The 13,196-nt window shown below is 51.7% G+C and carries 13 protein-coding genes; 3 read left to right on the top strand and 10 right to left on the bottom strand.

Going from position 1 to position 13,196, the window contains the following annotated elements; genetic code table 11:
• Positions 1–83 precede the first annotated feature (83 nt).
• Positions 84–533, bottom strand: coding sequence for a hypothetical protein (locus tag ACJJIT_RS04755; RefSeq protein WP_444900136.1), 450 nt, complete (start codon positions 531–533; stop codon positions 84–86).
• Positions 534–896: 363 nt separating this feature from the next.
• Between ACJJIT_RS04755 and ACJJIT_RS04750 the strand changes: the two genes are divergently transcribed.
• The gene (locus tag ACJJIT_RS04750) at positions 897–1,931 is read left to right on the top strand and encodes an integron integrase (RefSeq protein ID WP_444900135.1); all 1,035 of its coding nucleotides are present in this window, start codon (positions 897–899) and stop codon (positions 1,929–1,931) included.
• Between the two features lie 52 nt (positions 1,932–1,983).
• Here the strand turns inward: ACJJIT_RS04750 and aroC are convergent, their stop codons facing one another.
• Positions 1,984–3,060, bottom strand: coding sequence for a chorismate synthase (aroC, locus tag ACJJIT_RS04745; protein WP_444900134.1), 1,077 nt, complete (start codon positions 3,058–3,060; stop codon positions 1,984–1,986).
• 177 nt (positions 3,061–3,237) lie between these two features.
• Positions 3,238–4,161: a 50S ribosomal protein L3 N(5)-glutamine methyltransferase gene (gene prmB / locus ACJJIT_RS04740; RefSeq protein ID WP_444900133.1), complete on the bottom strand. Its 924-nt coding sequence runs from the start codon at positions 4,159–4,161 to the stop codon at positions 3,238–3,240.
• Between the two features lie 373 nt (positions 4,162–4,534).
• Between prmB and folE the strand changes: the two genes are divergently transcribed.
• Both folE and ACJJIT_RS04730 read left to right on the top strand, forming a co-directional pair.
• Positions 4,535–5,077, top strand: coding sequence for a GTP cyclohydrolase I FolE (folE, locus tag ACJJIT_RS04735; protein WP_444900132.1), 543 nt, complete (start codon positions 4,535–4,537; stop codon positions 5,075–5,077).
• Between the two features lie 61 nt (positions 5,078–5,138).
• Complete coding sequence (locus ACJJIT_RS04730; protein ID WP_444900131.1) at positions 5,139–5,483, top strand: 5-carboxymethyl-2-hydroxymuconate Delta-isomerase; 345 nt, start codon at positions 5,139–5,141, stop codon at positions 5,481–5,483.
• Here ACJJIT_RS04730 and ACJJIT_RS04725 read toward each other — a convergent pair.
• The 7 genes from ACJJIT_RS04725 to ACJJIT_RS04695 form a co-directional block, all read right to left on the bottom strand.
• Complete coding sequence (locus tag ACJJIT_RS04725) at positions 5,480–6,346, bottom strand: alpha/beta fold hydrolase (protein ID WP_444884112.1); 867 nt, start codon at positions 6,344–6,346, stop codon at positions 5,480–5,482. The two genes, ACJJIT_RS04730 and ACJJIT_RS04725, sit on opposite strands and share 4 nt — an antisense overlap.
• A gap of 133 nt (positions 6,347–6,479) precedes the next feature.
• On the bottom strand, positions 6,480–6,938 hold the full coding sequence (gene sixA, locus ACJJIT_RS04720) for a phosphohistidine phosphatase SixA (protein ID WP_444900130.1): 459 nt from the start codon (positions 6,936–6,938) through the stop codon (positions 6,480–6,482).
• A gap of 19 nt (positions 6,939–6,957) precedes the next feature.
• Complete coding sequence (locus ACJJIT_RS04715) at positions 6,958–7,476, bottom strand: DUF4389 domain-containing protein (RefSeq protein WP_444900129.1); 519 nt, start codon at positions 7,474–7,476, stop codon at positions 6,958–6,960.
• Positions 7,477–7,488: 12 nt separating this feature from the next.
• Entirely contained in the window at positions 7,489–8,520 is a 1,032-nt protein-coding gene (locus tag ACJJIT_RS04710) for an NAD(P)H-dependent glycerol-3-phosphate dehydrogenase (protein WP_444900128.1), read from the bottom strand.
• A gap of 252 nt (positions 8,521–8,772) precedes the next feature.
• Positions 8,773–10,689: a molecular chaperone HtpG gene (htpG, locus tag ACJJIT_RS04705; RefSeq protein WP_252082854.1), complete on the bottom strand. Its 1,917-nt coding sequence runs from the start codon at positions 10,687–10,689 to the stop codon at positions 8,773–8,775.
• 261 nt (positions 10,690–10,950) lie between these two features.
• Entirely contained in the window at positions 10,951–12,162 is a 1,212-nt protein-coding gene (locus ACJJIT_RS04700) for a serine hydrolase domain-containing protein (RefSeq protein ID WP_252082855.1), read from the bottom strand.
• 246 nt (positions 12,163–12,408) lie between these two features.
• Positions 12,409–13,011, bottom strand: a complete 603-nt coding sequence (locus tag ACJJIT_RS04695) for a peroxiredoxin (RefSeq protein ID WP_252082857.1) — start codon at positions 13,009–13,011, stop codon at positions 12,409–12,411.
• Positions 13,012–13,196 lie beyond the last annotated feature (185 nt).

The following is a 13,196-nucleotide window of genomic DNA, read 5'->3' as shown; positions in this document are numbered from 1 at the left end:
GGAACGTAACTGCTTTGTGCTAGCGTAGCGTACAGCACAAAGCGAGCGGAGTGTAGGTGGTCGGATGCAGCAATTTGTTAGGGCTAATCACTGCTTGAGCCGACAAATACCCAACGCTGACCATTTGAATGTAGATCGTATGCAAAATCCCAAAAAACAGGATATGAAGGAAATCCTTCTTTAAAACGAAATTCTGAGACCAGATCAGCTTGCTCAAGGCCTATGCGAGTGAAGACGGCCTTCATTAGGCCGATAATCTCTGACTTTTTAGATTCAAGATCCAAAGGGCCAGACCCGATATCACCTTCATGAAGTACCATTTCCATAATATCGGATGTTGCTTGTTGCGCAGATGAAGGCACTACACCAGATATCTTGCAATTCTTTGATATTAGAGATTTTAAAGCTACTTCTAGTGATGCATCAGGGTCAGCTGGGCCATACAGATTGAACCAAACTTCATAATTAATCCCATATAGAAGATGCTCAATTCGCTTAAATTCATCAAGCCGGGAATCTTGGATAATCTTCATAGGGCCCTAACAATTAATTCAAAAGAAGCGTCTTTATATCACCCTTCTATATAATTCTACTCACTTCTTTCAAGATAACCTAAAAAACCTAATAATATCAAAAAGTTAAGATCTTTAGCATAATTTTCAACAGGTAGATATATAGCAGACACTATATATCTACCTGCTTTTTTTGCTCTTTATAACATTGCCAACCCCATAAAAATCAAAGAGATAGATCCTCATCCCCAGAAATAGGAGGAGCTTCTCTTGAATTCTGATATTGACAGCAGAACAAAAGAGTAAATACTGTATATAAAAACAGTTTGAGGGCAATATCATGGACGACATTCGCCACAAAATTCCAAGTAAGCCTGAACGTATATGGACAACCTGCGATTTCATATTCGAAAACAAGGACTATCGTACCGAACAGAGCAAACTTACACGCATTGGGTTAAACGCTTCATTCATTTCAATAAAAAGAAGCACCCTGCTGATATGGGGGCTGTTGAGATTGAGACGTTTCTCTCTCACCTTGCAGTTCAAGGTCTTTGCTCCGCAAATACACAGCGAATAGCTCTGAACGCTTTGATATACCTGTACAAGAGACTCTTAGGTAGGGATATTCAAGCATTGGACTTTAAACTGGCAAAACAACAAAAGTACTTGCCTGTGGTTTATAGCCGTAGAGAAATATCAGCAATTTTGGATCATCTTGAAGGCACTTACAGATTACAAGTTGAGCTAATGTACGGTAGCGGCCTTCGCAGTGCCGAACTGCTTTCTTTACGTATAAAGGATATAGACTTCGACAGCAATAATATTTTTGTTCGAGGTGGTAAGGGAGATAAGGATCGCAGCACAATATTACCCAACGGGCTAATTGTGCAATTACATAGGCAAATAGAGACTGTTTCCCTATTGCACCAACAAGATCTTTTGGCTGGTTTTGGTTCGGTTTATTTACCTAACGCTTTGGAAAGAAAGCATCCAAGTGCAAGCCGACAACTCGCTTGGCAATACCTTTTCCCTTCCAGCACCATCGGCCAATGCCCTCGCTCCGGTGAAAACAGAAGGCACCATATGCACGCAACAACTTTAGCCCGCCAGGTTCGTATAGCTGTCAAGCTAGCGGGAGTCAACAAACCGGCTCGTTGCCATGCATTTCGCCATAGTTTTGCAACTCACTTGCTCGAAGCAGGTTATGACTTGCGTACGATTCAGGAGTTGCTAGGGCATTCGGATGTTAGTACTACTGAAATTTATACCCATGTCGTAAATCGGGGAAATAAAGGCGTTTTAAGCCCCTCAGATCGACTGCACAACATTAATAAAATTGAGGAAGCTGGAGCTAACTATTTTTTTGGGAGTAAAGTAGAGGGAGTACAGGGGCTTAGCTTGTTGGCTGCATCTTAGCAGCGAGGATATCGGCTTTCGCCGGTATCGCAATAGAAAAAGGCCGATCAAATTATCCCGGTGTCACATCCCCATTCTGACCTCGGTGGCGCAGAGCATGGTCGATCAAAACAAGAGCCATCATTGCTTCAGCAATTGGCGTTGCACGGATACCCACGCAGGGATCGTGGCGACCTTTGGTGACCACCTCGATAGCATTACCGGAACGATCGATACTCCGGCCGGGGATACGCAAGCTGGAAGTGGGTTTCAGGGCAATATGAGCAACAATATCCTGACCACTGGAAATACCTCCGAGGATTCCACCGGCATTATTGGAGAGGAAACCCTCCTCAGGAGCAATTTCATCGCGATGTTCGGTACCCTTTTGCTCCACACAATCAAAGCCGGCTCCAACCTCCACGCCTTTTACCGCGTTGATACTCATCAGGCCGTGGGCCAGGTCTGCATCCAGACGATCAAAAATCGGCTCGCCCAGCCCTGCGGGAACGCCACTGGCGTGTACTGAGATGCGCGCGCCGATGGAGTTACCCTCTTTGATCAACGCCTGCATATAGGCTTCCATTTCGGGTACTCGTTCGGCATCCGGGCAAAAGAATGGATTTTGCTCGACTTGCTCCCAATCTAGTTTTTGCACTTTAATCGGTCCCAGCTGGGACAGGTAACCGCGCACTTCAATACCGTATTTCTGCTTTAACCATTTCTTGGCGATAGCCCCGGCCGCAACACGCATGGCGGTCTCCCGTGCAGAAGAGCGGCCGCCACCGCGGTAGTCGCGGATACCGTATTTTTGCCAGTAGGTGTAATCGGCGTGCGCCGGGCGTACCTGCTCGGCGATATTGCCATAGTCCTTGGAGCGCTGATCCGTATTTTCAATCAACAGGCCAATAGGGGTACCGGTAGTTTTTCCTTCAAATACACCGGAGAGAATTTTCACTTGGTCCGGTTCACGGCGCTGTGTGGTATAGCGAGAAGTACCCGGCTTTCGGCGGTCCAGCTCCAGCTGGATCTCCTCTTTACTGATCTCCAACCCCGGGGGGCAGCCATCGACGATACAGCCCAAGGCTGGACCATGGCTCTCGCCAAAGGTGGTGACGCAAAACAGCTTGCCAAAGGTATTGCCCGACATATGCGACTTTTCCAGATAACAGTTGATAAATTAACAGCGGTTGGCTTTATGCAGAGCCGCGCATTATAAAGGATCTAGCCGCCGCGCGCGGCGTTCAAGGTAAAAAGCACAATTGCTGCAGCTATGTGGCTTTATCAGAGAACCCGGCAATAGCTTTTGCCGGGTTTAGAAAAAGAATTACTCTTTTTCAAAGTGGCTTTGGTAGGCGAGCAGCTCTTCGCGACTAATCACAAACACACCGTGGCCACCATCCTCAAATTCGGGCCACATAAATGGCACTTCCGGGAAGGCCTGCTCCAGCGCTTCCCAGCTGTTGCCCACCTCACAGACCAGCAAGCCTTCTGGCTGCAGGTGATTGGCGGCCTCACGCAGCAAACGGCGGGTAAAATCAAGACCATCGTCACCGGAACCCAGGGCAATCTCAGGCTCGGCCAGGTATTCTTGCGGCATCTCTGCCAGGTCGCGTGCATCCACATAGGGAGGGTTACAAACGATCAGCTCGTAACTCATACCCTGCAAACCACTGAAAAGATCCGACTGCACAGCGCGCACACGCTCATTGAGCTGGTGGCGATTGATATTCAGCTGTGCCACATCAATAGCACCTTCAGAAATATCACCCAGGTCGACTCTCGCCTCAGGGAAAGCCTCTGCACAGGCGAGACCGATACAGCCACTGCCACAACAGAGGTCGAGGATTGCCAACGGCTCTACATTGAGCCAGGGCTCAAAATTGTGGCGGATCATTTCACCTATGGGGGAGCGCGGCACCAGCACTCGCTCATCCACATAAAAGGTCATATCGCAAAAATGCGCTTCATTGGTCAGATAAGCCGCTGGCAAACGCTCGATAAAGCGCTGCTCTAGGAGAGTAAGCACCTCCCGTCTCTCCTCCATGGTCAAACGTGCATGCAGGATTTCCTGCTTACTGTAGGGCGGCAGGTGCAGTGCGTGGGTTACCAGCAGTACCGCCTCGTCCCAGGCATTGTCCGTGCCGTGACCATACCAAAGGCCCGCTTCGCTAAAACGGCTGGCTCCCCAGCGGATATAGTCCAAAACCGTGGTCAGCTCGTGCAGGCTGGATTCACGCCTTTCTATCATTGAATCTATCCTTAAGTGCTATGTATCTCATCAAGGCCTATTGTCACTCATTAAGTAGCCTCTGCTGAGGCTATAGAAGCGCCAATCAAGGCACGAGGAGTGTAGTTTGGTTGTTCCAAATAAGCGACGTGTAACGCTGAGTGACGGTTTAACAGCTGTAACCCGAAGGGCCTAGGCTATTTTTCACCCAACTGCATTATCGGTCGTTTATGTGGATTCGCTTCTTTTGCCTCCCCGAGCTCGCAATGGCCCCGACAATAGCGATTAAATTGGTACCAATAGACCCCTAGGTCCGCACGGATCTTTACTCTCGGGTTACAAACGCTTAGGGTAGCGCACCCGCCCCTCGGGCTGAGATGTTGGAAAGAGCAGCATGAACGAACACTACGCACGAATTATTGAAGCAATCGGCGAAGACCTACAACGCCCCGGACTCAAAGATACTCCTGAGCGTGCCGCCAAAGCCATGCAATACCTGACCCGTGGTTATAAACAAACCCTGGAAGAGGTGGTCGGCGATGCGCTCTTCCCCACCGATTGCAGCGAAATGGTGTTGGTTAAGGATATCGAACTCTACTCTTTATGTGAGCACCACTTGCTGCCATTTATCGGCCGCGCCCACGTAGCCTATATTCCCAATGGTAAGGTTATCGGTCTATCCAAGGTGGCACGTATCGTAGATATGTTCGCACGACGCCTGCAAATTCAGGAACAACTAACCGTGGAAATCGCCGAGACCTTACAAAATGTCACCGGCGCTACTGGCGTAGGTGTTATCATCGAAGCCAAGCATATGTGCATGATGATGCGTGGCGTGGAAAAGCAGAATTCTATGATGAAAACCTCCGCGATGCTGGGCACTTTCCGCAGCAGCCAGGTAACACGCAATGAATTCCTTTCCCTGATTCGCAATTAACGAGATACACTCACCCACGCTGTTCGGCCCCTGGGCCGCACAGCTTCACAGAGTGAATACCATGCCCCATCTGATCATCGAATACGCAAAAAACCTGGAAGAACGTATTTCTGTCGCCGCCCTGGTCAGCTCGGCTCAAGAGGCAATGCATAGCTCCGGCTTATTCGCCTCCCATACCATCAAAACCCGCGCCAAGGCCTACGACCAGTTTATTGCCGGTGAGCACGGCGATAGCTTTATTCACGCGGAAATCCGCCTACTGGCAGGCCGCAACAACCGCGAGCGTGAAGCGTTGAGTTCAGCGGTTTTTAACTGCCTGTGCCAATTTGCCGATGGGGTACCGGCGGTCTCGGTAGAAGTGCGTGAAATGGACCCCGGCAGTTACTCAAAGCGGGTGCCCTTCTAAGCTTCTCCACGCAGGAAGGGACCAAACCATTCGGCAATGCCCTCGGCGCCCTCTTCCATATGCAGGTGATGGCTGCCGGGTATTTCCCTAACCTCGATCGTCTTATAGCTCTCCAACACCGGACGCAGCCGCTCGATCATATTCGCAATCCCCTCCTTCGCCAGCACCAGGCGCACCGGCATGCTCAGGCGGGATAGAAAAGCGCGCACCTGTGCCTCGTTAAGCTTGGCAGAGGACGCCGCCATCAGGCGCGGATCATTACTCCAGGTGAAGCCACCTTCTAGTGGCAGGGTCCCCCGCTCGGCCAGCGCACGCGCCGCCCATTCTGTCAGCGGGAACATGCCGTTCATACGCGCTTCTACCGCCCCCTCAAAAGTGGGGTAAATCTTTGCCCTGCGCTGGCTGTAACGGGCACGCTGGGCGATAGCCTTAGCGAGAATTTCCGGCGCCTCGCTATCCTTGGTAGCAGGAGGTACCAGGCCATCAATCAGGGCCAGGCGTTTGATGCGTTTGGGGAAGGTGCCTGCCGTTATCACACTGGCAATAGCACCGCGGGAATGGGCCAGTAAAGAAAAATTGCGCCAGCCCAGTGCTTCGGAGGCACCAATAATATCCTCAGCTTCTTCCCAAATATTGTAATTAGCATGGGGAGACCGATGGTAGCTGCGCCCATGGCCTGCCATATCCACGGCGACCAAATTAACGCCTTTCAAGAGTGGGGCCAGACGATCAAAGCTGGCGCAATTATCCAGCCATCCGTGCAGTGCCAATACCGGCTCCCCTGTGCCATCCCCCCACTGCTTTGCGGCAATGGTCTTGCTGTCGAATTCCAAGCTGATCTCACGGGGGGCGGCTTGCTTCATGCGCGCTGATTCCAGAAGAAAGTGAATATTAAAGAGCCAGATGGTGCAGGTCCAAAGGCCCGCAGGCAATGACAGTTAGCGCCAGCAACCTAGGGATTTGAAGGCAAAGGGTAAAAACCGGAGGGAAAAATGGCTAGCCGGCGTGCTGTAACCACTGCAACTCAGCACAACCATTGGCCCAGACCTCCGCGCTGACACAGGCGAGGCTGGAAGTCCCCATCGGGTGTTGATTGCCACTACCGCATAGACCGTTCAACAGGCTACCCACCAGTGGTTGATGGCTCACCAGGAGAAGAGGGAAATGATCGGCTTGCTGTTTCTGTAACTTGTCGAGTAGCTGCTGCGGATCGGTATCGCCAATCAGCAATGACTCGGTAACAACAGGCAACCCCAAGTGGGCGGAGACAATATCAGCTGTCTGCTGAGTGCGCACAAATGGGCTCGCCCAAATAGCGCGCACGGAGGACAACTCCCCAGCGCGCTCTTTGCATACCTGCGCCACCTGCTTACGACCGCGCTCCGTAAGCGCGCGGCCGGCATCGTTACCGTACATGGGTTCGGCCTTACCATGACGCAGGATAAACAGCTGCATTGACTTCGCCTCAATCGGTTTAGTGTGTGTCGCCGCGCTTGTCAGACTCACCCTTCTGCTCACTGAAGGGCGTTGAGGACTCCTCTGCGCTCTCCTCTACCAGCTCGGGCTTACCGTCATCACTACCGAGGATAATGGCCTCCTCAGCTTCTTCTTCCTTTTTGGACTCAGTTTTTTTCTCGGTCTCGGCTTCATCATCGGAAGCCATAACTTCTGTATTAACCTCTTGCGCGCCCTCGTAACCGGAGAGATCGTCCACTTCAGATTCCGGCCACTCTGCAAAAGGAAAAGGCTTTTCCTCAGAGTTGTAAATTAAAAACTGTATCGCCTGGTAAATATAGGAGGCGAGCTGGTCGCCAAAACGACGCAAATTATCATTGGCACTGCCACCAATAATCGAGAACAGGAACTGCAGCACAACCACCGCGAGTAGCACCCAGCTGGCAATCTGCAGGCAGATCGCAAACAGCACCATATAGATCAGACGCACCCACTGGTTCCCGGAAGTCAGGTTGCGCTTTAAATCATCATTTTTCATAAGAGGCTTCCATCAAGGCTTGGCCGAGTAGGCCACATCAAAAGTTTGCGCGCCCGACATTAAATTGCGAATTACCTCAGGAATCGGCCGCTCTTCAAATAATATGGCGTGAATTGCGGAAACCAAGGGCATGTAGACGCCCATTTCATCCGCTTTCTTTTTAATCAGACGAACCGTATTCACCCCTTCGGCAACCTGACCGATTTCCGCGACAGCACGATCCAAAGGCTTGCCCTTGCCCACCAAATAACCTACCCGGTAGTTACGGCTGAGGTCGGAGGAACAGGTCAGGATTAAATCGCCAACGCCGGCGAGGCCTATAAAAGTCATCGGGTCTGCACCCATAGCCTCGGCAAAGCGCATCATCTCTGCGAGCGAACGGGTAATCAGCAGACTGATGGTATTTTGCCCCCGGTCCAAGGCCGCCGCCATACCGGTGACAATGGCATAAATATTTTTCAGCGCCCCCGCCAGTTCCACGCCAAATACATCGTTACTGGAGTAAACGCGGAAGGTCTCGGAGTGCAGCGCGGACTGGATATCCTTGCACAGCGCTTCATCTTCACTGGCAACCACGGTTGCGGTGTAGTGACCCGCGACAATTTCCTTGGCAAAGTTGGGCCCACTCAGCACCCCCACGCGCATACCCTGGGTCTCCTCGCGCAGGATATCGCTCATCAAATGAAAACTGCCGTGCTCTATTCCCTTAGTGGTGGAAATCAACATGGTGCCCGGTTTTAGCAGCGGGGCCACCCGGCGGACCACTTCACGGAAAGATTTACTGGGGATAGCGACAAATACAATATTGCAGTTCCGTACCACTTCCTGCAGGTCGCTGCTGATACAAAGCTCTGGGTGCAGGGCCACTCCGGGCAAATACTTGCTGTTCTCACGGGTTTCTCGACAGGCTTCCGCGCTCTCCGAATCCCGCATCCACTGGCGGGTATCGTGACCATTACCCGCAATAATATTAGCAATGGCCGTACCGAAACTACCGCCGCCCAATACAGCGATGGAGAGAGGGTTGGAAGTTTCCTTTTGCATATTGATACCGATAAAGCTTCTCGAGGGCAGGGATTATAGAGGTATGACCCGCTCAGCCCAAAGGGTTCAACTATCAGGATCTTGCGCGTTAAGTTACAAATTAACACGCCAAAAACGGAAAACGGCCCCAGCGGGACAAGCTACCGGTTGCACAACCGGGCTGTTCCGCTGAGGCCGCAGAAATAAGGCGCAAGAACTTCCGAAGAAATCACCGCGCCAGGCTCCTGAAAGCCAATAACAACTGATTAAAACTTAGTCGTGCATTTCCAGCAGCAGTGTGTTCAGGCGACGCACATAGTCGGCCGGATCTGTTAGCTGGTTACCCGCCGCCAAGTTGGCCTGATCCATCAGAATATTGGTGAGGTCGGCAAAGCGATCCTCATCCTGCTCCTGATCCAGGCGCTGTACCAGCGGATGCGATGGGTTGATTTCAAAAATTGGCTTGGCCTCAGGTACCGCCTGTCCGGCCTGTTCGAGGATGCGGCGCATCTGCGGACCCATATCCTGTTCGCTCACCACCAGACACGCCGGCGAGTCCACCAGGCGAGTGGTAGCGCGTACAGATTCCACACGGCTATCCAGAACAGACTGAACGCGCTCAACCAGCGCACCCGACTCATTCTCAACTTTCTCGCGTTCGGCTTTATCCTCTTCGCTCTCGGCTTCACCCAAATCCAGCGCGCCTTTGGCCACGTCCTGGAACGGCTTGCCATCAAACTCGTTCATATGGCCCACGAACCACTCGTCCACCTGATCGGTGAGCAGCAGCACCTCGATACCCTTCTTGCGGAATACTTCCAGGTAAGGGCTGGATTTCGCTGTCGCGAAGTTGTCTGCGCATACGTAGTAGATCGCCTTTTGGCCATCTTTCATGCGGCTGACGTAGTCTTCCAAGGACTGATCTTGTTTGTCGGTATCGGTATGCGTGGTGGCGAAACGCAGTAGCTTGGCCACTTTCTCTTTGTTGGAGAAATCCTCGGCCGGCCCCTCTTTCAGCACATTGCCAAACAGGTCCCAAAATTTCTGGTACTCGTCACCATCCTTCTTCGCCAGCTTATCCAGCATATCCAGCACACGCTTAGTCAGTGCGCTTTTGATCGCATCGGTATTGCGGTCTTTTTGCAGGATTTCACGGGAAACGTTTAGCGGCAGATCGTTGGAGTCCAGTACACCCTTCACGAAACGCAGGTACAGCGGCAGGAACTGCTCGGCGTCGTCCATGATAAAAGTGCGTTGTACATAAAGCTTGAGACCGCGGGCGGCATCGCGCTGGTACAAGTCAAAGGGTGCGCGCGCCGGGATATACAGCAGGCTGGTGTAATCCTGCTTGCCTTCAACGCGGTTATGGCTCCAGCTGAGTGGATCATCAAAGTCGTGGGAAATATGCTTATAGAATTCTTTGTACTCCTCGGCTTTCACTTCGGAGCGCGGGCGGGTCCACAACGCCTGGGCCGCATTGACCGCTTCAAACTCGGGCGCCTTCTCTTCTTTTTCTTCCTCACCCTCTGCCGCCGGCATTTCCTCTTTCAGCATCTCTACCGGAATAGCGATATGGTCGGAGTACTTTTTAATAATGGAGCGCAGGCGCCAACCATCGGCAAACTCTTTGGCATCTTCTTTCAGATGTAGAACGACACGGGTACCGCGCTGGGGCAACTCTGCATTTTCTACGGAATATTCCGCTTCGCCGTGACACTCCCAGTGCACACCCTGATCGGCTTCTGCACCTGCGCGACGGGTAAACACATCCACTTTATCGGCGACAATAAATGCTGAGTAAAAACCAACACCAAACTGACCGATTAGGTGCGCGTCTTTTTTCTGGTCACCGGTGAGTTGCTGCATAAAGGCGGAGGTACCGGAGCGAGCGATGGTACCGAGGTTTTCGATCACTTCGTCACGGCTCATACCAATACCGTTATCGGTAATGGTCAGGGTGCCCGCATCTTTATCGAACTCGATACGAATACGCAAATCCGTATCATCAGCAAATAATTCTGGCTTGGACAGCGCTTCAAAGCGCAGCTTGTCAGCGGCATCGGAGGCATTGGATACCAGCTCGCGCAGGAAAATCTCCTTATTGGAGTAGAGCGAGTGGATCATCAGGTGCAGCAGTTGCTTGGCTTCTGTCTGGAACCCGTGGCTCTCTTTGTGGGCCTCAACGGTCATCTGTAGGTCTCCCCATACACGTCAATCGGAACAGGGAGCAAATATTGGGACCTGCTGACAGGTTTCAAGGGCAAAGCTGGAAATAGAGGATATCTGCATGATGCCGTAACTCAAACGGCGCTGACAGTAATTCGCTATTCAGATTAGACTTTACGGGAAACGGTGGGGTTTCAAGAAGACATTTTAGGGTTGGGACTTCCCCTTAAAGCCCCACCAACTGGGGCTTTAAGGGGAGTACATTATTGACTATTACACAGTCAACTAACGCTTGCGACTGGCCTTAGCCTTGAGCGTAGCGGCTTTGCCCTTGCTGCCTGTCACGTCGATCACAAAGTTGGCGGTCATATCGGAGATCACCCGGGATTCGGCATTCAGCAAAATGGCGATACCGATTTTTAGTTTCTCCGAGTAGGCAACTGCCGCACGGAAACCTGCCACCCAACCACCGTGATAGATAATGCGGTCATCACCAATGGTGTAGAGACGCCAGCCGAGGCCATAACCGGCATGAGATAGGTAATCCCGCCAGATACGGTGGCGCATATGGCGCTGAGTGGACACTCGCTCGGTGGTCATATCCTCGATCATTGCGGGAGAAAGTACCTTGGGGTAGTAACCCATTTGTGCTTTCAACCACTGGGCCATATCCGAAATACTGGCGTTGACACCCGCCGCTGGGGCAGCGAAATAGTACTCTTTTTCCACCTTCACCGGACGCCAGCCACTGCCTGTTTGCACATGCGGCGCGGCGCGGTTGTCCGAGGCCATAAAGCTCTCCCAACCCACTGAGGCATTCTGCATTTTCAGCGGTACAAAGATTCGCGTCTTGAGTTGTTTGGCAAAGGTGGTACCTGTCGCCTCAAGAATCACATCTTCAATCAGGCTGAACAGCACATTCTGGTAGCCATAGCATTTCCCTGGAGTACAGCGTGGGTCAATATTGGCGAATTTCGGCAATATTTTGCTGAGCGGTTTATTGTCCTCCAGATAATCATCGTAGGCATTGGGCGTTAAGCCGGAGGAGTGACTGAGTAAATGCTCTACCTGCAGCTGGCGAGACAGGGACGGCGTCTTGAAGCTAAGATCCGGCACATAATTGACGACCTTGTCATCCCAATTAAAGCGCTCCTCATGCTCCAACAGAGTGGCCATACTAGCGGCAAAGGTCTTTGAGACCGAGGCCAGGCGAAAAACGGTATCCGAATCCACCTTACCTTTCTTTCCGCGTGTGCGCACACCGTAAGTGTCCATGGCCACCACCCGGTTGCCATCAACAATGACATAGGCACCACCGGGGATCGACTTGCCAGCCATCATCTTGCGGAAGTATCGATCGAACTCCTTGGCCCTGGCGTCTATATCCATCGCCCGCACAGGCAGCGCCACAGCGCATAGGAGCAGTAGTGAAAGAATGGTACACGCCTTCCAGGCACGTAGGTGGTAGACGATATTTGAAAGAATTGCAGGTCTCATAAGCAAATCGAGCCGCCAAAGCAATCCGGTACATGCAGATAAGACTAGCAGCCAACGGGCAAAAACTCTATTTAGGCGCCACGCAGGACTGACTGCTGAATTCTAGTCGCTTGCCATTAGTCTTGTGTGAATCCCCATGCCACCCGCATAGATCTGCGTATTGGCACTCATTAAAACGAAAAAACCGCCTTTCGGCGGTTTTTTCTGCATCGGGACTAGCTTCGAGCTAGCCCAGCGAACTTGAGCTTACAGCTTCTCAGCGTTCTCGCTCAGGTAAGCCGCTACACCTTCCGGAGAAGCGTTCATACCTTTGTCGCCTTCCTGCCAACCGGCCGGGCAAACTTCACCATGCTCCTGGTGGAACGCCAGAGCATCAACCATACGCAGCATTTCGTCAACGTTGCGGCCCAGTGGCAGATCGTTCACAACCTGGTGACGAACCAAACCTTCCTCATCGATCAGGAAAGAGCCACGGAAAGCAACGCCAGCGTCAGCTTCTACGTCGTACGCCTGGCAGATTTCGTGCTTAACATCGGCAACCAGAGTGTATTTTACTGGACCGATACCACCGTCGTTGACCGGGGTGTTACGCCATGCGTTGTGAGAGAACTGAGAGTCGATGGAAACACCGATTACCTCAACACCACGCTTTTCGAACTCGGCAAAGCGGTGGTCGAAAGCGATCAGCTCAGAGGGACATACGAAGGTGAAGTCCAGCGGATAGAAGAAAACTACTGCTTTCTTACCTTTAATCGCTTCTTTCAGGTTAAAGGTATCGACGATTTCGCCATTACCCAATACCGCTGCAGCGGTGAAGTCCGGAGCCGGCTTGCCTACCAGTACTGCCATGAAAACCTCCTCAATCCAATGATGGGTTGTTGATAAAGAGAGTGAAGTGTTCAATTTATACGCAACAGCTATAAATTGAATAGGAATTGATAGTGGGCCGCTATGATACACATCCACTAATTGCAGGCCCATAAATTTTTTTAATGAGCCTGATAGCGGAAAAGCTATGCGTGAACCAGGCCTCA

The organism is Microbulbifer mixtoriginis (SeqCode), from assembly GCF_052467515.1.
Note: the sequence above shows the minus strand (reverse complement) of the source record. Positions and strands in the feature narration are given on the sequence as shown.

What these genes read in the sequence shown, in the direction of transcription:
- ACJJIT_RS04755 (WP_444900136.1), bottom strand. Translation starts at nt 533, where the DNA reads ATGAAGATTATCCAAGATTCCCGGCTTGATGAATTTAAGCGAATTGAG.
- ACJJIT_RS04750 (WP_444900135.1), top strand. Translation starts at nt 897, where the DNA reads ATGGACAACCTGCGATTTCATATTCGAAAACAAGGACTATCGTACCGA.
- aroC (WP_444900134.1), bottom strand. Translation starts at nt 3,060, where the DNA reads ATGTCGGGCAATACCTTTGGCAAGCTGTTTTGCGTCACCACCTTTGGC.
- prmB (WP_444900133.1), bottom strand. Translation starts at nt 4,161, where the DNA reads ATGATAGAAAGGCGTGAATCCAGCCTGCACGAGCTGACCACGGTTTTG.
- folE (WP_444900132.1), top strand. Translation starts at nt 4,535, where the DNA reads ATGAACGAACACTACGCACGAATTATTGAAGCAATCGGCGAAGACCTA.
- ACJJIT_RS04730 (WP_444900131.1), top strand. Translation starts at nt 5,139, where the DNA reads ATGCCCCATCTGATCATCGAATACGCAAAAAACCTGGAAGAACGTATT.
- ACJJIT_RS04725 (WP_444884112.1), bottom strand. Translation starts at nt 6,346, where the DNA reads ATGAAGCAAGCCGCCCCCCGTGAGATCAGCTTGGAATTCGACAGCAAG.
- sixA (WP_444900130.1), bottom strand. Translation starts at nt 6,938, where the DNA reads ATGCAGCTGTTTATCCTGCGTCATGGTAAGGCCGAACCCATGTACGGT.
- ACJJIT_RS04715 (WP_444900129.1), bottom strand. Translation starts at nt 7,476, where the DNA reads ATGAAAAATGATGATTTAAAGCGCAACCTGACTTCCGGGAACCAGTGG.
- ACJJIT_RS04710 (WP_444900128.1), bottom strand. Translation starts at nt 8,520, where the DNA reads ATGCAAAAGGAAACTTCCAACCCTCTCTCCATCGCTGTATTGGGCGGC.
- htpG (WP_252082854.1), bottom strand. Translation starts at nt 10,689, where the DNA reads ATGACCGTTGAGGCCCACAAAGAGAGCCACGGGTTCCAGACAGAAGCC.
- ACJJIT_RS04700 (WP_252082855.1), bottom strand. Translation starts at nt 12,162, where the DNA reads ATGAGACCTGCAATTCTTTCAAATATCGTCTACCACCTACGTGCCTGG.
- ACJJIT_RS04695 (WP_252082857.1), bottom strand. Translation starts at nt 13,011, where the DNA reads ATGGCAGTACTGGTAGGCAAGCCGGCTCCGGACTTCACCGCTGCAGCG.